We start from the raw sequence: 19,386 nt of genomic DNA, 5'->3' as shown, positions 1-19,386 counted from the left end.
GCTCCGTTGCGGCGGAGCCGGGCCTTGTTGCATCTGCCCAGATAAAACCTGCCAAAATAAACCTGTCCCTTTTTGGCAGGTTAGCGGAGCTTGCTGGTCTCGAAGTACTCGGGATATTGGTCCAGGACTTCGGTCTGGTTGCGGAACATCATATGCAGGTGCTTGCTGACCAAAAAGCTTGCCTCGATAGGATCGCGACCGGCGATGGCGCGGCGGATTTGCTTGTGCTCGTTAACAATCTCCTGATTGTCGAGCGCCTGCGTAGCGGCGCGCAGCCAGCGGAAGCGCTCCAGGTCGGCATTGGTCGCCTCGAGCCACGACCACACGGTGCTGCGGCACGCGATGCTAAAGATCATGCGGTGCATGAGGTTGTCGCTTAAAAAGAAGCCGATGCGGTCCTCTTCGGCCATGGCTTTTTCCTGCAGCGCGATGGCTCGGTCGAGCTGCTCGATGGCTACCGAGGTGGCACGGGCGCAGCACTCCACAATCACCTGCTTTTCCAGGTGTTCGCGAATGTAGCAGGCACTCTCGGCAAGGGTGAGGTTGATGGGCGAGACATAGGTGCCGCTTTGGGGCACGGTGCGCACTAGGCCCTCTTGCGCCAGACGCACCAGTGCCTCGCGCACAGGGGTGCGCCCCATATCTAGGTCGTCACAAAGCTGCTTGACGCCCAACTTTTCGCCCGGCTTGTAGTCCAGGTAGACTATTTTGCGTCGAATGGTGTGGTAGGACTGGTCCTGTAGGCTCGTTTCCTGCTCGCCGACGTGCATCGATTCTTCCATAGTGCCTCGCAACTGTTCTATCACACTCATATGTCAGTTGTTAATTATGCCGCGAATCAGCTCTCCGCGCTGGGTAATTCGGTTGTTGCCCGAGAACTATTGCGGCATTTTAGTCTGTTTTTGCGTATGGCTGTGCTCAATGTTGCCGTATCATAAGCCGTCGCAAACGTGAAATAGAAAGAAGGAATCCCGTATGCAACTGGTAAATATCGTACGCGAGCGCTGGAAGGGCGTCTTGTTCTGCCTGATCATCGCCATCCCTGCGTCGTTGCTCGGCAAACAGATTGAGGTGGTCGGTGGGCCGGTATTTGCCATCCTCTTTGGTATGGTTCTGGCGCTCGCCTTTCCCAAGAATCGTCGAGAACAGCTCGCCGCCGGCGTCACCTATACGTCTAAAAAAGTCTTGCAGTACGCGGTTATCCTGCTTGGCTTTGGCATGAACCTCTCGCAGATTCTGTCCAAAGGCGCCCAGTCGTTGCCGATTATCGTGGCTACGATCTTGACCTCGCTCATCATCGCCTTTGTGCTCTGCCGCGTTATGAACGTGCCGGGCAAGATCGCGACGCTTGTGGGTGTGGGTTCGTCGATTTGCGGCGGTTCCGCCATCGCCGCGACCGCGCCCGTCATCGATGCCGACGATCGCGAGATTGCCCAGGCTATTTCGGTCATCTTCCTGTTTAACGTTATCGCGGCGCTCGTGTTTCCAACGCTTGGAGGCATGCTTGGGCTGACCAACGAGGGCTTTGGCCTGTTTGCCGGTACCGCTATCAACGACACCTCGTCTGTAACGGCTGCGGCGAGCGCCTGGGACAGTATGCATCCCGGCGCCAATGTGCTCGAGAGCGCTACGGTAGTCAAGCTCACCAGGACGCTGGCCATTATTCCCATCACGTTGGTCCTCGCATGCTGGCAGATGCATCTGGCGCGCAAGGCCGGCGGCGACGCCAAAAGCACGTTCTCCCTTAAGCGCGCGTTTCCCATGTTTGTGCTGTTCTTTGTGCTGGCGAGTGTGGTCACCACAGTGTTTCAGCTTCCCGCGTCCGTTACGGCGCCCATCAAGGAGCTGTCGAAGTTCTTTATCGTGATGGCCATGGCGGCTATTGGCTTTAATACCGATATCGTCGAGCTGGTCAAAAAAGGCGGCAAGCCCATCGCATTGGGCTTTTGCTGCTGGATTGGCATTGCGTGCATGGGTTTGGGAATGCAGCACGTGCTGGGAATCTGGTAGAGAAGTAGCCCATTTACGTGCTGGTTGCTGGTGGCCGCATCCTCGCGGTGGAGCGATAGGAGCTCTTGCGGGTATGGCTTGTCCGCAGGTTAATAGATCCCGAAGAGCTCTTATCGCCCCGCCAGGATGGCGATGCGGGGCAACACCTATACTCGCAGGACGGCGCTTTCTGCCCTATAGTGTTTGGCGAGCAATATCGTTCAATTTTGAAACACTCGGTCGTGCGACCGTCGGCGGTTGCACGTCGCCGCAGACAGGGGCAAATCATGGATAGCGATGCCAAGCTGAAGATCTTGACCGATGCCCTAGCTGCTGCCGGGGCCTCGGCATTGGCAATCGATGCGCGTGGGGACGTCGCGATCTCGACCATGAATGACGCGGCGCTTGAGCGGGATGTGGCGGCTTTTGTCGCTGAGCGCCTCGACCGCATAGGAGACGGCGCGCGTCTGGTTATGGGGCGTGCGGGTACGCGCCTGAGCCTGACCGTTCGCCCCACCGACAAAGCGGGCGGGGGCCTTTGGGTCATCGTGGTCCGCGAGGTGCGCGCCGCCGCGGCGCATGCGGGCATCGAGTGGCTCAACGCCGACGAAGTTGAGGCCCGCTACGAATCGAGCGCGTACGGCATCGTCGAAGACGCGGCAGCGGTCGCTGCCCCCGTACGGGAGAGCTATGCGCGCGGAGTGCCCCTTATGCTCGAGGGCGAGCTGGGCGCGGGACAGGATCAGATTGCAAAACGCCTGTACCTGGATGGACCCTATGCCGATCAGCCCTTTGTGTCCGTTGCGCTCGATGAGCTTACGGATCGCGGTTGGCGCCATCTGCTCAAAAGTTCCGAATCGCCGCTATTCCAAACGGGGCTGACACTTTGCATGGGCGGCTGGCATGCCGTTGGCCCCCAACGCCTGCGCGAGCTCGTGTCCGCAATGATCGACACGGCGCTCGCAACTCGTTGCCATGTGGTGTTGACGGCAAACGACATGCCAGGCGGCGGCGAAAGCGATCAGGCTGCTTTTGTAACCGAGCGTCTGGCCTGTGCAGTGAGTGTGGCGCCGGCGATTGCCGAGCAGGGCGGCGCGTCGGAAAAGGTTGCGCGCTATCTGGAGTATCTGGCAGATATGTTTGAGACGGCAACACCCGCCTTGTCGTCCGGGGCGGCAAAGACACTCGATGCCTATCGATGGCCCCGTAACTATCTACAGCTTCGTGAGGTTTCGGAACGACTTTATATATTAGTGAGGACGGGTACAGCCGAGCGGACGGTGGCGGAGGAGGTGCTCGCCCAGGAGGACGTTATCAAGACCGCGACCTTTGGTGCCCCGACGCTCGATAGCGATCTGTATATCTTGCGCCCACTGGCCGATACCGAGCGCGATATCGCGCGGCTGGTCGTAGGTCACCTTCACGGCAACAGGACCCGAGCTGCCGAAGTGCTAGGCATAAGCCGTACGACCCTGTGGCGCCTGCTGAAGGACGACGACCGTTAAGCGAGGCGCCCGTGACCGCGCGCGGCGCGTGTGATACAGTCCAAAGCAGTATTGTTTCGAATGTGTTACGGCGTGCGGGGAGTATGGCGGAGACTTCAAAAACAAATCGGGTTCGAAAGCCCGCGGCGCCGGTCAACCGTCGCACGACTTCACGGACGTGGGGCAAAAGCGCCTCGGGGTTCGACGGCTCGTTCAAACGCACTAAATATGGTTATCCTTCGGCAAGCGCTCGCTTGGCCATGCAGGCCGAATCATCGCTGTGGGGCCGTAAGCGTGTGGTGGGGTCAAAGCTCAAGCACGACGGAACGCTCGGCTACATTAGCCGTGGCGCTGCTCGCCGTAGCGGCCTCAATCCCGCAGGCTGGCATCGCTATGTTCCGATCGCGGTCGTTGTCGCGGTGATTGTCATCGCGCTCGCGGCGCTCGGTTACGCCGGCGGCGGGGCCAATCTGGACGCAATGTTTAAGTCGCCCGAGCTCGCGCATGCAGGCACAGAAGTTGTCGAGGGCGTTCAGACCCAGACGGGCGTCGCGCCCCAGCGCGGTATCGTTGCGGCGGCCTCCACCATCGCCGATGCGCAAAAGGACGAGGGCGAACAGGGCGATGGCGCCAAAGCGACTCGAACGAATGAAACGACGACAAATCCATCGGCAAGATAAGTTGCTAGTGGGGTAGCAAATTTGGGACGGGGCCTTTTAGCTGCCCAAGTGTCGAATGCCAGCAGCAGCTCATTCGATGTCAGTCGCCAACAGCGAGCGGGCCGCATTTGCGCCAAGGTGACGTGAAATGAGAGGGCGCTGACCTTCTGGTCGCGCCCTCGAAAATGAACGTCAGATTGGCGTGAATGCGGCCCGCGTAGCGTCAAGCGGTCCGCCGTTCGGTAGAACGGCGGAACAAATTACCTAACATACACCACGTTGTCGCGGCGCGGCTTTGCCTCGGGTAGCGTGTCCTCGGCATAGCCCAGAATGCAGTTACCGACACCGCGCAGGCTGCCGTCGGCGGGCAGGCCCCAGCTGGCCAGCAGCTCCAGGCCCTCGGGCGAGTCAAAGACCTCATGCGCGCGGTGAATCCAGCACGAATCGACACCCAGTGCATAGGCGGCGTTGAGCAAGTTGCCCATGGCGAGCGAGCCGTCTTCCAGATGTGTGGGCACGCTGCGGTCAACCAGCACCACCACAACGGTCTTGGCGCCATAGAAGGGGTCGCTGTTGCTGCCCATGACCTGGGCGTTGAGCTGCGAGAGACGCTCGACGGTCGCGGGGTCGGTGACGGCGACAAACGTCACCGGCTGGCGGCCCATGCCGCTCGGTGCATATTGGCCGGCTTCGATAATACGTGCAAGCTTTTCGGCCTCGACGGGACGATCGCTGTATTTGCGGCAGCTGCGGCGGTGAATGAGTGCTTCGATAGTCTCCATGGTGTCTCCTTGCGGTGGCGTTGCAGATGCCCCGTTCATACCCGTCGGGCTCAAACGATAGACGGTCAAGTGCCCGGCAACAGGATAGATTCCAATTGGGTAAGTAGGTTTGCATAAAAGTACCTTCAAAATGTGACAAGCCAATGGGATGGTTAAACGTTTTATCCCGTCTGCCCTGCGGTTTTTACCACTTGCCTAAATGACGAACGCATAACCTCTGATAAAGGTTTTACTAAAGGAGTACCAACGTTTATCAACGCGCCGTGGTGGCGCCGGGCCAGGAGGTAACTATCATGTTCCAGGCTGGAGATGTCGTCGAGACCGATTTCGAAGGATTTCTGAAGCTGCTGCGTTCCAAGACACGCGCTTTTGTGACGATTGACGATCACGAGTACTACATCACGCACACCGATGGCTATTGGCGTGTTCAGGATTGCGAGGCCCTCAACGATAAGGGCCACTTTACTGACTGCTCCGAGCTGGTCAACACGCTCTGCGAGGTCGTCGAGCTGCCTTGGATTTGCGGCAAAAGCCTGCACGATAGCTTCTCGGGCGCTACGGTCTACGAGGCTGTCGCCGCTTAACAGGCAATGAAACCCGAATTTCACGTGACCGCTGGCGCCGCCCCCGCGCCGGCGGTCTTTTTCTGCCGATAGGTCATAAAAGTGCAGGCATTTGCGGAGAACCTGTTGACGATAGTCAAAGCTCGGACTAATCTAGAGACACGAAATTGGTCAAAAATCGGACAATCGAATGGTGGGATAGATGAATAGTGCGGTTACGCCGGTCGACTTCGACCGGTTGCTCAATAGACTCGACCATATCTATTCGGAGTTCTCGCGCGCCTGCGGCCTTTCGGACTGCGCTTACTGGATGCTCGTCGATACCAGCACGGCAGGCGGCAGTATTGCCGTAAGCCGTCTGACAAGCGAATGGTTCTACAGCAAGCAGACCATCAACTCGGCAATTAAAACCTTGACGGCGCGGGGCTTCGCAACGTTGGAGTTTGCCGAAGGCAGCCGTAAGAACAAGGTTGTGCGTTTGACCGAAGCGGGCATGCGGTTTGCCGAGCAATATGCGCTGCCGGCGCAAGAAGCCGAGCAACAGGCTTTCGAAGTGCTCGAGCCCTGGGAACAGCGCGAAATCATGCGCCTAATCGAAAAATTTTCCCATGCGCTCGGCGATGAGTGCGATGTCTTTAAGCAGCATATCGCTGCCGAGAATCAAGGTGAGGGTGAGTCGTGCGACTATTAATGAGGTTTTTGAAGCCCTATCGAGGGCTTGTCGCAGTGACGCTGCTGGCGCTGCTGGTGGATAACGTCGGTACGCTGTTGGTTCCCACGATGCTAGCGAACATGGTCAACACCGGTATTACCACGGGCGATGTCGACTACATCTTATGCAACGGCCTATACATGTTTATCGCGACGAGCATGGCTAGCGGCGGCACGGTGCTGGGCTGCTATCTTTCGGCGCGTCTGGCGGCTAACGTGGCCTGCGACATCCGCAATGCCGTCTACGACAAATCACTCGAGCTGTCTGCCAGCGATTTTGAGCGCTTTGGCACCGGATCGATGATCACGCGCTCACTCAACGACATCAACGTGATTCAACAGGCTGTCCTTCAGACGATTCAACTGGTGCTGCCGGTGCCGTTCCTGGCGGTGGCGGGCATCATCTTCGCTTGGCTCATCGATCCGGCCATGGGCATGCTTCTGGGCGTCGTGGTTGCAATCGTGCTGGTTGCGGCGGTCTTTACGGTTGCCAATGCGGCGCCGATTTTTATGCGACTGCAGGGTTTTATCGACCGCATGAACGTGGTGCTGCGCGAGAACATCGTGGGCGTGCGCGTCATCCGTGCGTTTAACAAGGAGCGTCGTGAGGAACAGCGCCTGGACGAGGTGTTCAGCGATTACGCGGCCAACGCCATCAAGGTCAACCACCTGTTTGTGGGCCTTGACAGCTCCACCTTCTTTTTGATCAACATCGCCGAGGTAGCGGTGCTGTGGGTGGGCGGTAACCGGGTGGGCGCCCATGCCATGCAGATCGCGAGTATCTCGGCGGTGCTGGAGTATGCAATTCTGATCCTGTTCTTTGTGATGATGGCCCAGATGGTGGTGCTGACGCTTCCGCGTGCTGCCGCGTGCCTGAACCGTGCGCAGCAGGTGTTGGAGATTGAGCCAAGCATCGTGGACGGCGAGCGTACGCTGGGTGACGGGACGCCTGCCTCCGAGGACGATGCGGATGCTGTTGCCGTGTTCGACCACATGTCGTTTCGCTTTGACGACGCCGACGAGGACACCCTGTGCGACCTGAGCTTTGCCTGTCGTCGCGGTCAGACGACCGCGATTGTGGGCTCGACGGGCTCGGGCAAGTCGACGGTGGCAAAGCTTCTGCTGCGCTTCCACGATGCCACCAAGGGCGCCATTCGCCTGGACGGCATCGATCTGCGCGAGCTTTCGCAAGATGAGATTCGCGGGCGCATCGCCTATGTGCCGCAGAAGGCGTGGCTGTTCTCGGGCACCGTGGCAAGCAATCTGCGCTTTGGCAACGAGGACGCGACCGAGGCGGACATGCTTCATGCGCTGCAGGTTGCCCAGAGCACCTTTGTGCTCGATCAGCCGCAGGGGCTCGATACTCCGGTTGCCCAGGGCGGTACGAACTTTTCGGGCGGCCAGCGCCAGCGTCTGGCAATCGCCCGTGCGCTCATGAAGCATGCCGATCTGTATATCTTCGATGACAGCTTTTCGGCCCTGGACTTTAAAACCGATGCGGCCTTGCGCCATGCGCTGCAGGACGAGACGCGCGACGCCGCGGTGCTCATCATCGCGCAGCGCATCTCGACGATTTTGCATGCCGACCAGATTGTCGTGCTCAAGGATGGCGAGGTCGTGGGCCTGGGCGCGCACGAGGAACTTATGGAAACCTGCGAGGTGTACCGCGCCATCGCGGAATCGCAGATGAAGGGAGGTGAGTAGCATGACCGAGGAGCTCAAGAAGCGCAGCGACGCTATCGATGCCGTCGTTGTGGACGCGGCCGAGGAAGCGGTCGAGCAGTCTGCCGCGTCGACCGAGCTGGATGCCGCCGCCAGGGCCGCGGCCGAGCGCGAGGCTCGTCGCCAGGCGCTGTACGAGGAAAACGAGCGTGCCGAGGACGAGCGCGCCCGTGCCGAGGCAGAGCGTATGCGCGACGTGGACGACGAAGAAGAGGACGAGACGCCCCGGGATACCTGGGCGACGGTGCGCCGCTTGTGGAGCGAGGCCGCCGGCGACCATTGGCGCTTCTATATTGTATTCGCGAGCATTGTGTTCTACGTCATCTTTAACACCGCCGCGCCGGCATATAGCGCTCATGTTATCGACGAGTTGTGGGGCCATATACAGGTGGCGTTTGCCAGCGGAACGACCTTCAGCATCACCTGGGACCAGTGCGGTAAGACCATCTTTGTCTACTTTTTGATCTGGACGGCCGCCGGATCGTTCTATGCGCTGCAGAGTTTTTTGATGTCGAGCGTCGCCGAGCGACTCAACCTGCGTCTGCGCAACCGCATCGCGCAGAAGCTCAGCCGCCTGCCGCTCGCCTACTTTGACGCGCATCGACCCGGCGAAGTGGTCAGCCGCGCGACCAACGACTTGGACAAGATGTCCGAGAGTATGCAGCGCGGATTGCTGCAGCTGCTGGTATCGATCGGTACCGTGACGGGTGCCATCATCATGATGTTTGTCTATAGCGTCAAGCTCACGTTGGTATTTTTGGGCTTTACGGCGGTATCGCTGCTGGTGACCAAGGTGGTTTCGCGCCGTACGCATGATGTGACGGGCGAGCGTCAGGAGTGGGTGTCCAAAATCACGAGCGCGGTCGAGGAAGGCTATTCGGGCCGTTTGGTGATTCGCGCATTCAACCGCGAGCATCAGAGCTCTGCCGAGGTGCACGAGGCCTCGAGGGAGCTAGCGCGCGTGAGTACCAAGGCCGACTTTATGATCAATGCCGTCGGCCCTGCGGTTCGCTTTATCGGCCGTTTGGCGCAGATCGTGATCGCGCTGGTGGGCTGCAGCATGCTGGTCGCCGGCCAAATGACCGTCGGCGTGTTCCAGGCGTTCTTCCAGTTTATCTACGGGGCGTCCGAACCCATGACGCAGCTGTCGTTCACTTTCAACTCGCTGCAGAGCGCGCTGGCGAGTGCGGAGCGCGTGTTCGACCTGCTCGATGAGCCCGAGATGGAAGCCGATCCGCTGCCGGGTGAGGCTGCCAGGCTGCCGGGTCGCATTGAGGGCCGCGTCTCCTTTGAGCACGTGCGTTTTGGTTATTCGCCCGACAAGCCGCTTATGCGCGACGTGTCGTTTACCGCCGAGCCGGGCCAGAAGATCGCCGTGGTGGGAACCACGGGCGCGGGCAAGACCACGCTCATCAACCTGCTCATGCGTTTTTATGAGATCGATGGCGGCCGCATTACGCTCGACGGCGTGGACACGAGCTGTATGGACCGCGGCGAGCTGCGCCAGCAATTTGGCATGGTGCTGCAGGACGCCTGGCTATTCGATGGCACGATTGCCGAAAACATCGCTTACGGCTGTCCCGAGGCGACGCGCGACGAGATCGTGGCGGCTGCGCGCGCCGCGCAGGTCGACTTCTTTGTGCGCACCATGCCGCAGGGTTATGACACGCGGGTGGCAAACGATGCCGAGAGCATTAGCCAAGGGCAGCGTCAACTGCTGACCATCGCACGCGTGCTGCTCAACAACCCGGCGATTCTCATCCTGGACGAGGCGACGTCGAGCGTGGACACGCGTACCGAGCTCGCCATCGGTCGCGCCATGGACGCGCTTATGCGCGGGCGCACGAGTTTTGTGATCGCGCATCGCCTGTCGACGATCGTGGACGCCGACCTGATCTTGGTCATGGATCACGGCAACATTATCGAGCAGGGCACGCATAAGGAGTTGCTGGCTGCCGAAGGCGCCTACGCCGACCTCTATCTGAGCCAGTTCGCATAATGCGACATGGGGACGGCCCCCTTGTCGCATCGGAAATAAGGCGCGCCGGGGATAGATTCCCTGGCGCGCCTTTGCGCTGGCATGAATGTTGTCATTGGCCGTCCGCGTCTAGCGTTCGTCCACAAGTTTGGCAACGAGGGCTTTGAGCTCGGCTACCTCTTGCTCGAGTTCTTTGACGCGGCGGGCGTTCTCGGTGATGCCCTGACGGTTGAGGGCGGACTGCTCGGCGGCATCGTCAGGCATGTACTCGCGGTGCTGCTTGGCGTCGAAGCTCTCCTCGAACACGCGGCAGCCGTTGCGCTTGATGATGCGTCCCGGCACGCCCACGACGGTGCAGTTGTCGGGCACGTCCTTGACGACAACCGAGTTGCCGCCGATTTTGACGTTGTTGCCGATGCGAATGTTGCCGAGCACCTTGGCGCCCGTGCCCACGGTGACGTTGTTGCCCAGGGTGGGGTGGCGCTTGCCGGTCTCGTTGCCGGTACCGCCGAGCGTGACGCCCTGGTAGAGCACGCAGTTGTCGCCCACGATGGTGGTTTCGCCGATGACGACGCCCATGGCGTGGTCGATAAAGAAATGCTTGCCGATCTGTGCAGCGGGATGAATCTCGACCCCGGTGATGTGGCGGGTGATTTGCGAGAGCACACGGGCGAGCGAGCGATGACCGTGCTCCCACAGCCAGTGCTCGGGCACGTGGTTCCACTTGGCGTGCAGGCCAGGATAGGAAAGGAAGATGACCAGACCGTTTTGCGCGGCGGGGTCCTGTGCCTGGACGGTCTTGATGTCCTCGCGAATGGTATTGATAAAGCTCACCGGCCGCCCTCCCTTAGCGCCATGGCAATGCGATTCAATAAAGTATAGCGATTCGCTAGGGATTAGGAAGAATAATCTTGGCGGCTTTGCATGACAGGTGTCAGTTATGCAAACTTGCTGGTAATGGAGTCATGCTTTTGTGGGGTTGCGCACGAGGGGGCACCGCAACCGTATACTGGTCAACTTGGACGTATCCGCGCCCACAACTGAGAGGTTTTACTTCATGGGTTTCATCAATTTTATCGCCGAGCTACTCAAAGACCCGCGCACCGCGATTGCCAGCTGGATCGCCGCCGGCCCGCTTATGGCCTACGGCTGCGTGTTCCTCATTATCTTCGTTGAGACAGGCGTGGTGTTCTTCCCGTTCCTTCCCGGCGATTCACTGCTGTTTGCTTCGGGCTTCTTTGCCCATAACGGTGGCTTTAACATCGTGGCCCTGCTGGCCGTAGCATGGGCCGCTGCCATCCTGGGAGACCAGTGCAACTTTATGATCGGTCACTTCTTTGGCAAAAAGATCATCGCTTCGGGCAAGGTCAAGGCCATGACGCCCGAGCGTATCAAAAAGTCCGAGGACTTCTTGGACAAGTGGGGTCACCTGGCCATCTTCCTCGGCCGCTTCTTCCCGTTTATCCGCACCTTTGTGCCCTTCATTGCCGGCATGGGCGGTATGCACTGGCGCAACTTTGTCATCTACAACGTGCTGGGCGGCATTACCTGGTCGACGGTCTTTACACTGCTGGGCTACTTCTTTGGCGGCATCCCCTTTGTGCAGGAGCACTTTGAGTTGCTGATCATTGGCATCGTTGCCGTGTCGATCATCCCGACTGTAGTCGGCCTGGTTAAGGCTAAGCTGGGCAAACAGAACGCCGCATAGTATCCGTGCGCTAAAACCTACGCGGTAACAGTTGCGCTGCATTATCCAAAACAAAACGGGATCCGTCGCTTGAAGTCGACGGATCCCGTTTGCGTTTGAGGGGAGGTGGGCGCGCGATGCGCTTGGCAGCAAGCGTCGCGCAGCGACTTAATCAACTGGAATCGGCGGTGGGGTGGGGCCGTTATTGAAGAGCGCCGCAATCGCGGGAACTGTTTTTGCGGGCATCCAGTTTGCCATGCCTTCTTGCCAAACGAGAGATTCGGGAGCAAGCGATTTTGAGGCAACCATGGAACTCAGTGTGATGAGGCCGAACGGTCCGGTTGCCGCGCCGTTGACAGCAACGTGGAAACGATCTTGCCGCGGAATGGGCGGGGGAACGGGGGAGCCAGAGATTCCCACCGGAGTGTTGCCCATCATGTTGTCCATCGCGCCGGCGATGTTTCGACCGACGGAACCGCCTATGGCCATGCCCGCGGCGATCCCAGCCATGTCCATGCCGCCGTTGCCACCGCCGCCGAGGCTGATGTCCGCAGCTCCATTTTCGCCCATATGTCCGAGCGCCTCTGCGCCAGCGACGCCAACGGTGGTTTGCGCTTCCACCTGATAGGCGGGGAAGTTAGCAGTCTGAGTCTGCTTGTGGACGCGATATTGTCCTTCCTCGCGCTCAATACGCAGACGTTCCTGCAGGTTTTCCATTTGAACACGCTGCATATCATGGATGTTCTTGATGTTGGCTTCGGTTTGGGCTCGGACGGTGGCCTCGGTCACATCGCGTGTTACCGCCATGAGCCGAGTGTAGCCGTCGCTCTCCTCGTCCACGTCGATGGCGGCGATGTCTAAAGACGAGAGCTCTATGCCAAAGACCTTGCGCAGCTGTGAAGAAAGGTCGTTGTTGGCAAGTTCCGAGAGGTCGTCGGTGCGGCCAGCGAGCTGCAAAAGAGGGATCCCGAGTTTTGAAGGCATATTGGCGACAAGAGATTTAACTCTGCGCGAGACCGCATCGCGAACTTGACTTTGAAAGTCTTCGAGCGTGAATTCATCAAGACGGTGGAGCTCGATGAATTCACGGTAATCGGCGATTTGGAAAGTAAGTGTCCCTCGCACGGCAACGGGTACTCCAAAATCGGGGAACCGCTGGTCAAACACATCGAAGTAGCGCACGGCAAAACGTGATTGCACAACCTTGGCAAGATTGATGAAGTAAACCTCTGCCTGAAACGGTGTGCCACCGCCATATGCCGCCGCGACAAAGCTCGCAATGATGGGCAGGTTGGAGGTGTTGATCGCCTCATCAAAAGGTCCCTCGATGAATTCTTGGATCGCGTCTTGTCCCTTGCGACGGCAGATGAAAACGGCAACAGAACCCTCGCGCACACGGAGAGATGATCCCCAGCGGATTGCGTTTTCACGGCGCACATTGTTTGCGGGTCGCCATTTCCAGATGAGATAGTCCTTCTCATCACAGCGGATTTCATCCATCATGCCGGCGCGATTTTGATTAGCCATGATTTACTCCCCTGAACAAGCGGACATGATGCAGCAAAAAGCTATGCCGGCGACACTAAACAATACGAGCGCGATCAAAGGCCCCCAAGCACGAAGCCTCGATATGAAGGCCCTCTTTTGAATGTCAGTTTTGAGTTCTTCGAGTAGCGCAAAGTCCTCGCTATCACCAAAGAGATGCTCCGCTTTCGCGTATGCCTGATCGAATTTGGAACGCCATGCATCGGCAAGTGCGTCTTCTGCAGTGCGATACATGTAGTCGTTTGGGGGAGCGATGCAGTTGCCGCTTGCCATGGCGGCGAACTCGATAAGGTCATCTTTATTGGTGGGGATGGGCCAGCTTCGAATCAGGCTGATTTTGCGCTCGTCAGTTGCTGTCGTGGTGTGGGAATCGCTGTTTCGTTTTTGAGGTCGCTTGCTCTCGATTAGGTCGAGCTTCTGCGAAAGCAGCGCAATCGAGCCGTCTGCCACATCGCGGATTCCGAAGCCGCATGAGGGGCAGATGACCGCATTCTTGTCGACAATCTCGCCGCAAGCGGGGCAGCGCGTAATACCGGATTTTGGTTTCGCTTCTTTTGTAGGGGACTCAGTCTCCTCGGTGGGCGCTTGCGAGAAAACGGGTTCACAAGGTGTCGCGGCTGCTTCGATGCGCTTTCCGCAGTTTCCGCAAAAGACATCGCCATTAACGAGCTTTGTCCCGCAGTTTGGGCAGTAGGCCATTATCAACTCCTTAACGTGCCGACATCGAGACGGGATCCAGGTGAAGCAGACACGTCGATGCGTTGTAATCCTTAACTATTGCCTTGATGTGTACGTTTGTGCCGGTTCGGATTTCATCGAGACTGTCATCAAATCCCATGTCTAAGGTATTGACGTTTTCGTACTGCATTTCGGGACCTTGAGCATGGTTGGGGTCATAGTTGCCGGCGTTGATCAAAACATCCCAGCGCGTGGTGTAGTTGGCGTGCGGGGCGAGGTAGGCGATATTGCCGTCAAACTCAATAGTCTTGCCTGCGTACTTGGACACAAACCAGCTCGCGTCCATGTCGCTGGAGGAGAGCAGCGTCGCAAGATCGGGGCAATTGGTCGTTGTTAGGACGGCATCTTGTTCGGAAGCGGGCTGTGCGGCTTCGGCATTTTGCTCGGGAGAGTCAGTATCCTCCGTTTCTGCTTCTTCGGTCTCCTTCTTTTGGGTCGGCTCACTGTCCGTTTTCTTTTTCTCTTTCTTCTTTTCGGTTGTCCGTGATGGTTCCTTTGTGCTGTCGCCACTATCGGTTGATGCCTTTACTTTTAGGCTAATCTCTATCTGGTCATGTTTTGCATATACGGTGCAGCTGACTTTTTCGTTTTGATCGACCTTAAACGTTTTCCTTCCGTCGATGCTTGAGTCGTCTGCTTTCTGGACCCTAAGCGTGTGCTGTCCCTTGTCGAGCGTGAGGTCCCATGAATCTTCGGCTCCGTGGTCGAGGGTCCCGACTTTTTCTGAATCAACGTAGATGGCAAGGTCGTAGCGAGAGAAGAGGAGATTCTCGCTGCAATCTACGGAAAGATGGACTGGATAGCTTGGGGCGTCTTGAACGGGTTCGCTGGTTTTCTTTGAGCCATTTGCATCGAGCGCGATCGCTACGACTGTAACGATGGCAACTATTGCTACGCCGATGCCGGCTATTCCAAGGATTCGCCAAGGGTGCCGGGGCGCATGGTTTGTCCTTAGCTTTTTCCGAGCTTGTGATACCAAGGCTGAGGATTCGCGGGAGATGGAATCAATAACTTTCGAGACGCCTTTGTTGTGAGCTGTTTTTGGTAGCCGTGCCTTAAAGGACTCGTCGAGCTCGGAGGCATCCCGACATTCGGACGGAGAATCATTCGCCGTAGAGTTCACTTCCTGTTTGCCAGCGGCGCCTGCTGTTGCGTCATCAAGGGCGTCTTTTGCGCGGCTAGCGAGTTCGCCCACGGCGCCGGCCGCGATGGCTCCGGCCTTTGCTGCTAGGCCGCCAAGCGCGTCTGCGGCCGTTGCTAGGCTGTCAGAAAGCTCGTCTGCGGCGGCATTGTTCGTAGGATTGTGGGGGACTGGAGGGATATTACTTGCCTCGTCAGAGGTGGCATTGTCGGAGACGGGCTCGACGTGACCGGTTCGGTGGGTTTCTGGAGTGCATTTGGCGATGTTTATCTCTGAGCCGCATTTAGGACAAAAATGCAGGCCAGGGCGTAACTCGTTTCCGCATTTTGGGCAAAAAGTCATATCTGCCTTCCATAAAAATCGTATGGTTGCGTTCGCCAGCTCGTCGGATATAACTCACGCTTAGGAAGGGAAACGACTCGGAAGAATCGAAAGGGCTTAGGGCGTTGGGGCGCCTTGAGACCCTGTTCCGCTTTTGGCGATCATTTGGCAGCGCTGGTCATTTTATTGTGTGGCTACGAGAGCTGTGATTCCTCAGTTGCCAACTGAATCGGATATGCTGTCGGCGAACGGCGCCCCGGTCCTACCATTGGGCGGCGTAGATATCGCAGCTTGCGTGCGGGGGCGGATTGTGGACATCGACCGAAACGGGGGTCGTGGAACCGACGGCGGGGCAGTCGGAAAAGTTGTTATAGCCGGCAACGATGTTGCCCTGCTTGTCGCGCAGGATGGCCGATAGGAACACCTGGGTCTTATCAAAGCCGCTCGGGGCGCTTTGGAGTTTGAGCTTTGCCAAGAATGACTGCATGCCGTCTGTCCCAACGGATTCGGTACTATCGAAAATTTCGTACACCGGTGCTTCGGTGGCGCTGGCAAGTGCAACGCCGCTGGGTGTGACTGCCTCGAACTTAACGCGCGCGGGAGCGGTGCCATTTCCCGTCTGATCGCCAAAGTAGACGGTCTGGCCGGGCTCGATGGCGCTGTAGGTTTTCTCATCCGTAAAGATCAGGTTGTCGTCCGCATCGTATCCGGAGACCTTAATGGTGGGAAATGCGATAGCGGCAGGGCCGTCGGAGTTTTTAAGGCCGATGCCAAAATGGACGTACCCGTGCCCATCAACCGACCAGCCTGATTCCGCGATCGAGAGCTCGGCGGATAAACGGTTGGCATTGCTTGCCGTATTTGCTTTTTTGGATGTCGAAACGCCGTCAGACTGGCCGGCTTGCGATGAGGACGTGGGCCCGTTGCTGCTTTCTCGGCCGGCGTGGAACGTCGAGATGGCAATCGCGCCGACTGCCATCAGCCCGGCAAGCATCGCGGTGACGAGTGCCAGTTTTAGCAACAGGCCGCCAAAGGTCCGCGTCCTGCTTTTGCCTGGATTGCGCTTAGGCGCATGCGTACCCGCTGCCATTTGGGCATGGTCGACCTGCCCATCTGTGCCAGAAGATGCCCTGTCGTTTCCCGGTCGAGACGAGCCGGCGAGCGCCCCTGCCATCTCTGCTGCAGACTGAAATCGCGCGCTTGGCTCAAACGAGCAGGCGCGCGTGATGGCATGGACGAGCGTCGCGGGTGCATTATCAAGATTCTTCTTAAGAATCTGCTCGTAAGCCTCGTCATCGGGACGGACACCCGTAAGCGCAAAGCCAAGAACGCGTCCGATGGAGTAGACATCACTTCGCGCATCGGTCTGGGCAAAGCCGTATTGTTCGGGCGAGGCGAACCCCCAAGTTCCGAGGGAAGTCGTGTCCTTGCTTGCCCCTTCGACGCGCATGCGGGCAATACCGAGGTCGATGAGGTGCGCGCCGTTCGCGGCAACCACGATATTGTTGGGGGAAATGTCACGGTGGACGATGCCGTGTCTGTGGAGCTCCTCGGCCGCCTCGCAAAGCTCGATGCCAAGCGATGTCGTCTCTTCCGGCGTCAACGGCCCATCGGCTTCGATAACTTTGGAAAGCGACCGACCCGGCACAAAGTCGTAGACGACAACAAAGTGCTCGGGTAGTTCGTAGGTCGCCTCGACGCGGGGAAGGCGGGGCGAGCTGCATTCTGTGAGTGCCGACCATACATTGCGGCGGGCAAGCTCCTGTCGAATCTTCTTTCGCACGAAGGGACCGGCTCCGTCAATCGTGACGAGTTCGGTAATGCCGTCTTCGCCGCGTGCGAGCACCTGCTCGACGCGATAGGTGTCGTCAAGGCTCATGGCATGCATGAGCTGGTTGTCGTTCAAGCCGTCCTCCCTTCATGGTAGCTGGGCAAATGCCCCAAAAATAATATGCCAACAATTGTTCTGTTTGTTCAGTTGGCAACTGAATCGCGTATGGAGACGATAGAGCCGCGGGGCTCGCGCGGACGTGGGCGTTTATTTGAGTGGGTTGGTTCCCAGAAGCGTTTTTTCACCCAGGCGGTAGAGCTCGTCGTCGGTGCACGCTCGGCTCATGCCGCGTTCGATGCACCAGATGACGATGGCGTCGCGGCGATCCTTGCACCAAAGCTCGGCGACGCTGTCGAGTCTCAGAAGGCGCTGCGTCTCTCGAAGCGTGCAGCCGATGCCGAGTGCCAACATGATGGCGTGGTCGCGGCCGGGGCGGCTTTTGCCGGCAAAGATGTCGTACACAACGGTCGGGTTAAGGCCCGAGTTGCGTGCGACGTCCGAGCGCTTGATGCGGCGCTCGTCGATGAGGCAGCGCAAGTACGAGGGAAGCGTTTGGTCGACGGTTTCGCCTTCGTCCAGATAGGCGTCGATGCTCGAACTGGCCAACAGCCGCTTGAGCAGGTCTTCCGTCAAGTGTTCGCGTTTGTTCTGAGTTGCCAAGGGGGCTCCAATCATCGTCTCGACTTAGAGTATATCGATAGGGCGGTCGCGGGGCGCATGGGGCGAGCGGACGCCGCGGCTTGGAGGACGCCTATTTACCCTGGTGAATTCCGAAGCAAATGAAAATACTTTACTTAGTTAAAGAAAAACGTTTTATCCGACGCGCGCGGGGAGTACAATCTCGTCCATGCGAATCGACGTGCCATCGGCTTCGATGTTGCCCGCGTGTCCCGTCCGGCTCTACGCTCCGGGCGTGCGACGTTGCGACACGGTCGGCCTCGGTCCTTGCGTGCGGGTTCGCGAGTATGCAACTGTGTATGTAAGGAGCGACATATGACTGTCGAGAAGAAGGATATCGATTGGGGTAGCCTCGGCTTTGGCTACATGAAGACCGATTACAGCTACGAGGCTCATTGGAAGGATGGCGAGTGGGACGAGGGCGGCCTGACCACCGATCACACCATGCATGTCTCCGAGTGCGGCGGCATCTTCCATTACTGCCAGGAGGTCTTTGAGGGCCTGAAGGCCTACACCGCCGAGGATGGCAGCATCGTCTGCTTCCGTCCCGACATGAACGCTGAGCGCATGTATAACTCTGCCCAGCGCCTCGAGATGCCGCCGTTCCCCAAGGACAAGTTCGTTGAGGCCGTCAAGCAGGTCGTTTCTGCCAACGCCGCCTGGGTTCCGCCTTTCGGCTCCGGTGCGACCCTGTACGTGCGTCCGTTTATGATTGGCTCTGGTGACGTGATTGGCGTGGCTCCTGCTCCTGAGTACACGTTCCGCATTCTCGTGACTCCGGTCGGTCCGTACTTTAAGGGCGGCCTTAAGCCCGTTAAGCTGCGCGTTTCCGAGTACGACCGTGCAGCCCCGCATGGCACCGGCAACATCAAGGCCGGCCTGAACTACGCCATGTCCCTTAAGCCCACGATGGAGGCCCATCGCGAGGGCTATGCCGAGAACCTGTATCTTGACTCCGAGTCTCGCACCTATGTCGAGGAGACCGGTGGCGCCAACGTCCTGTTCGTGAAAGAGGACGGCACCCTCGTTGTTCCTCAGTCGCACACCGACTCGATCCTGCCCTCCATCACCCGTCGCTCGCTCGTTCAGGTCGCTCAGGACCTGGGCATGACCGTTGATCAGCGTCCCGTCGAGTGGGCCGAGGTTAAGGCCGGCACCTTTGTCGAGTGCGGTCTGTGCGGCACCGCTGCTGTTATCTCCCCGGTCGGCGAGATTGACAACAAGGTTTATGGTGCCGACGAGAACGTGACCTTCCCGGCTGGCTGCACCGAGATCGGCCCTGTTATGAAGAAACTTCGCGAGACCCTGACTGGTATTCAGTCTGGTGCTGTCGAGGATAAGCACAACTGGGTTTACACCGTCGCGTAAGCTGTCTTGTATATTCGGCCCGAGTTCGACCTTCCTTTCCGACGCGTCCTCGGGCATGAAAGAACCCCCGCTGCGCACTGAACTGCCTCCCATTTCTTGGACACGAGAAATGGGAGGCTTTTTATGCGAGTCGACTTGAGGGTGAAGCACGACATCGAGGCCAGGAAGGCGGCGATCGGGCTCTTCGAG

The 19,386-nt window shown here is 58.5% G+C and carries 17 protein-coding genes; 9 read left to right on the top strand and 8 right to left on the bottom strand.

The genetic code is table 11. The features are described from left to right. Window positions 1–80: 80 nt before the first annotated feature. Complete coding sequence (locus ACTM86_RS07210) at window positions 81–782, bottom strand: GntR family transcriptional regulator (RefSeq protein ID WP_441016618.1); 702 nt, start codon at window positions 780–782, stop codon at window positions 81–83. A gap of 193 nt (window positions 783–975) precedes the next feature. Between ACTM86_RS07210 and ACTM86_RS07205 the strand changes: the two genes are divergently transcribed. The 3 genes from ACTM86_RS07205 to ACTM86_RS07195 all read left to right on the top strand — a co-directional run bounded on the left by ACTM86_RS07205 (window position 976) and on the right by ACTM86_RS07195 (window position 4,153). Beyond that, window positions 976–2,010 (top strand): YeiH family protein, encoded by a 1,035-nt coding sequence (locus tag ACTM86_RS07205; RefSeq protein WP_441016621.1) that lies wholly within the window; start codon window positions 976–978, stop codon window positions 2,008–2,010. A 266-nt stretch (window positions 2,011–2,276) separates the two neighbouring features. Continuing rightward, window positions 2,277–3,494, top strand: a complete 1,218-nt coding sequence (locus tag ACTM86_RS07200) for a helix-turn-helix domain-containing protein (RefSeq protein ID WP_441016624.1) — start codon at window positions 2,277–2,279, stop codon at window positions 3,492–3,494. A gap of 83 nt (window positions 3,495–3,577) precedes the next feature. Next, a complete protein-coding gene (locus tag ACTM86_RS07195) occupies window positions 3,578–4,153 on the top strand; it encodes a hypothetical protein (RefSeq protein WP_441036929.1) in 576 nt (191 codons plus the stop codon). A gap of 239 nt (window positions 4,154–4,392) precedes the next feature. On the opposite strand, the gene ACTM86_RS07190 is transcribed toward ACTM86_RS07195, so the two are convergent. Continuing rightward, window positions 4,393–4,914, bottom strand: a complete 522-nt coding sequence (locus ACTM86_RS07190; RefSeq protein WP_441016630.1) for a nitroreductase family protein — start codon at window positions 4,912–4,914, stop codon at window positions 4,393–4,395. Between the two features lie 293 nt (window positions 4,915–5,207). Between ACTM86_RS07190 and ACTM86_RS07185 the strand changes: the two genes are divergently transcribed. The 4 genes from ACTM86_RS07185 to ACTM86_RS07170 all read left to right on the top strand — a co-directional run bounded on the left by ACTM86_RS07185 (window position 5,208) and on the right by ACTM86_RS07170 (window position 9,909). Beyond that, window positions 5,208–5,498, top strand: coding sequence for a CDP-alcohol phosphatidyltransferase (locus tag ACTM86_RS07185; protein WP_154517819.1), 291 nt, complete (start codon window positions 5,208–5,210; stop codon window positions 5,496–5,498). A 181-nt stretch (window positions 5,499–5,679) separates the two neighbouring features. Further along, on the top strand, window positions 5,680–6,168 hold the full coding sequence (locus ACTM86_RS07180; RefSeq protein ID WP_441016633.1) for a MarR family winged helix-turn-helix transcriptional regulator: 489 nt from the start codon (window positions 5,680–5,682) through the stop codon (window positions 6,166–6,168). Beyond that, entirely contained in the window at window positions 6,168–7,892 is a 1,725-nt protein-coding gene (locus ACTM86_RS07175; protein WP_441016636.1) for an ABC transporter ATP-binding protein, read from the top strand. Before ACTM86_RS07180 ends, ACTM86_RS07175 begins: the two co-directional genes overlap by 1 nt. A gap of 1 nt (window position 7,893) precedes the next feature. Beyond that, entirely contained in the window at window positions 7,894–9,909 is a 2,016-nt protein-coding gene (locus tag ACTM86_RS07170; protein ID WP_441016639.1) for an ABC transporter ATP-binding protein, read from the top strand. Window positions 9,910–10,017: 108 nt separating this feature from the next. Here ACTM86_RS07170 and cysE read toward each other — a convergent pair whose 3' ends face one another. Next, window positions 10,018–10,722, bottom strand: a complete 705-nt coding sequence (gene cysE, locus ACTM86_RS07165) for a serine O-acetyltransferase (RefSeq protein ID WP_441016642.1) — start codon at window positions 10,720–10,722, stop codon at window positions 10,018–10,020. 223 nt (window positions 10,723–10,945) lie between these two features. On the opposite strand from cysE, the gene ACTM86_RS07160 reads away from it, so the two are divergent. Then, the gene (locus ACTM86_RS07160; protein WP_441016645.1) at window positions 10,946–11,596 is read left to right on the top strand and encodes a VTT domain-containing protein; all 651 of its coding nucleotides are present in this window, start codon (window positions 10,946–10,948) and stop codon (window positions 11,594–11,596) included. Window positions 11,597–11,743: 147 nt separating this feature from the next. Here ACTM86_RS07160 and ACTM86_RS07155 read toward each other — a convergent pair whose 3' ends face one another. The 5 genes from ACTM86_RS07155 to ACTM86_RS07135 all read right to left on the bottom strand — a co-directional run bounded on the left by ACTM86_RS07155 (window position 11,744) and on the right by ACTM86_RS07135 (window position 17,811). Further along, entirely contained in the window at window positions 11,744–13,102 is a 1,359-nt protein-coding gene (locus tag ACTM86_RS07155) for an SPFH domain-containing protein (protein ID WP_441016648.1), read from the bottom strand. A 3-nt stretch (window positions 13,103–13,105) separates the two neighbouring features. Next, on the bottom strand, window positions 13,106–13,819 hold the full coding sequence (locus ACTM86_RS07150; protein WP_441016651.1) for a zinc ribbon domain-containing protein: 714 nt from the start codon (window positions 13,817–13,819) through the stop codon (window positions 13,106–13,108). A 10-nt stretch (window positions 13,820–13,829) separates the two neighbouring features. After that, on the bottom strand, window positions 13,830–15,341 hold the full coding sequence (locus tag ACTM86_RS07145; protein ID WP_441016654.1) for a DUF4839 domain-containing protein: 1,512 nt from the start codon (window positions 15,339–15,341) through the stop codon (window positions 13,830–13,832). A gap of 241 nt (window positions 15,342–15,582) precedes the next feature. Next, window positions 15,583–17,226 carry a serine/threonine protein kinase gene (locus ACTM86_RS07140; RefSeq protein ID WP_441016657.1) on the bottom strand — a complete coding sequence of 548 codons (1,644 nt, stop codon included), beginning with the start codon at window positions 17,224–17,226 and terminating at the stop codon, window positions 15,583–15,585. A gap of 132 nt (window positions 17,227–17,358) precedes the next feature. Then, window positions 17,359–17,811, bottom strand: a complete 453-nt coding sequence (locus ACTM86_RS07135; protein WP_138340479.1) for a helix-turn-helix domain-containing protein — start codon at window positions 17,809–17,811, stop codon at window positions 17,359–17,361. Window positions 17,812–18,144: 333 nt separating this feature from the next. Between ACTM86_RS07135 and ACTM86_RS07130 the strand changes: the two genes are divergently transcribed. Next, window positions 18,145–19,197, top strand: a complete 1,053-nt coding sequence (locus ACTM86_RS07130) for a branched-chain amino acid aminotransferase (RefSeq protein ID WP_441016660.1) — start codon at window positions 18,145–18,147, stop codon at window positions 19,195–19,197. Window positions 19,198–19,386: the final 189 nt, after the last annotated feature.

The organism is Collinsella sp. HCP3S3_E11, assembly GCF_052067375.1.
Taxonomy (GTDB): Bacteria; Actinomycetota; Coriobacteriia; order Coriobacteriales; family Coriobacteriaceae; genus Collinsella.
Note: the sequence above shows the minus strand (reverse complement) of the source record. Positions and strands in the feature narration are given on the sequence as shown.

Bases quoted from the DNA above. Each gene is read 5' to 3' on its own strand.
- ACTM86_RS07195 (WP_441036929.1), top strand. From the start codon at position 3,578: ATGGCGGAGACTTCAAAAACAAATCGGGTTCGAAAGCCCGCGGCGCCG.
- ACTM86_RS07130 (WP_441016660.1), top strand. From the start codon at position 18,145: ATGACTGTCGAGAAGAAGGATATCGATTGGGGTAGCCTCGGCTTTGGC.
- ACTM86_RS07145 (WP_441016654.1), bottom strand. From the start codon at position 15,341: ATGACTTTTTGCCCAAAATGCGGAAACGAGTTACGCCCTGGCCTGCAT.
- ACTM86_RS07150 (WP_441016651.1), bottom strand. From the start codon at position 13,819: ATGGCCTACTGCCCAAACTGCGGGACAAAGCTCGTTAATGGCGATGTC.
- ACTM86_RS07155 (WP_441016648.1), bottom strand. From the start codon at position 13,102: ATGGCTAATCAAAATCGCGCCGGCATGATGGATGAAATCCGCTGTGAT.
- ACTM86_RS07190 (WP_441016630.1), bottom strand. From the start codon at position 4,914: ATGGAGACTATCGAAGCACTCATTCACCGCCGCAGCTGCCGCAAATAC.
- ACTM86_RS07185 (WP_154517819.1), top strand. From the start codon at position 5,208: ATGTTCCAGGCTGGAGATGTCGTCGAGACCGATTTCGAAGGATTTCTG.
- ACTM86_RS07205 (WP_441016621.1), top strand. From the start codon at position 976: ATGCAACTGGTAAATATCGTACGCGAGCGCTGGAAGGGCGTCTTGTTC.
- ACTM86_RS07160 (WP_441016645.1), top strand. From the start codon at position 10,946: ATGGGTTTCATCAATTTTATCGCCGAGCTACTCAAAGACCCGCGCACC.
- ACTM86_RS07170 (WP_441016639.1), top strand. From the start codon at position 7,894: ATGACCGAGGAGCTCAAGAAGCGCAGCGACGCTATCGATGCCGTCGTT.
- ACTM86_RS07175 (WP_441016636.1), top strand. From the start codon at position 6,168: ATGAGGTTTTTGAAGCCCTATCGAGGGCTTGTCGCAGTGACGCTGCTG.
- ACTM86_RS07210 (WP_441016618.1), bottom strand. From the start codon at position 782: ATGGAAGAATCGATGCACGTCGGCGAGCAGGAAACGAGCCTACAGGAC.
- ACTM86_RS07180 (WP_441016633.1), top strand. From the start codon at position 5,680: ATGAATAGTGCGGTTACGCCGGTCGACTTCGACCGGTTGCTCAATAGA.
- ACTM86_RS07200 (WP_441016624.1), top strand. From the start codon at position 2,277: ATGGATAGCGATGCCAAGCTGAAGATCTTGACCGATGCCCTAGCTGCT.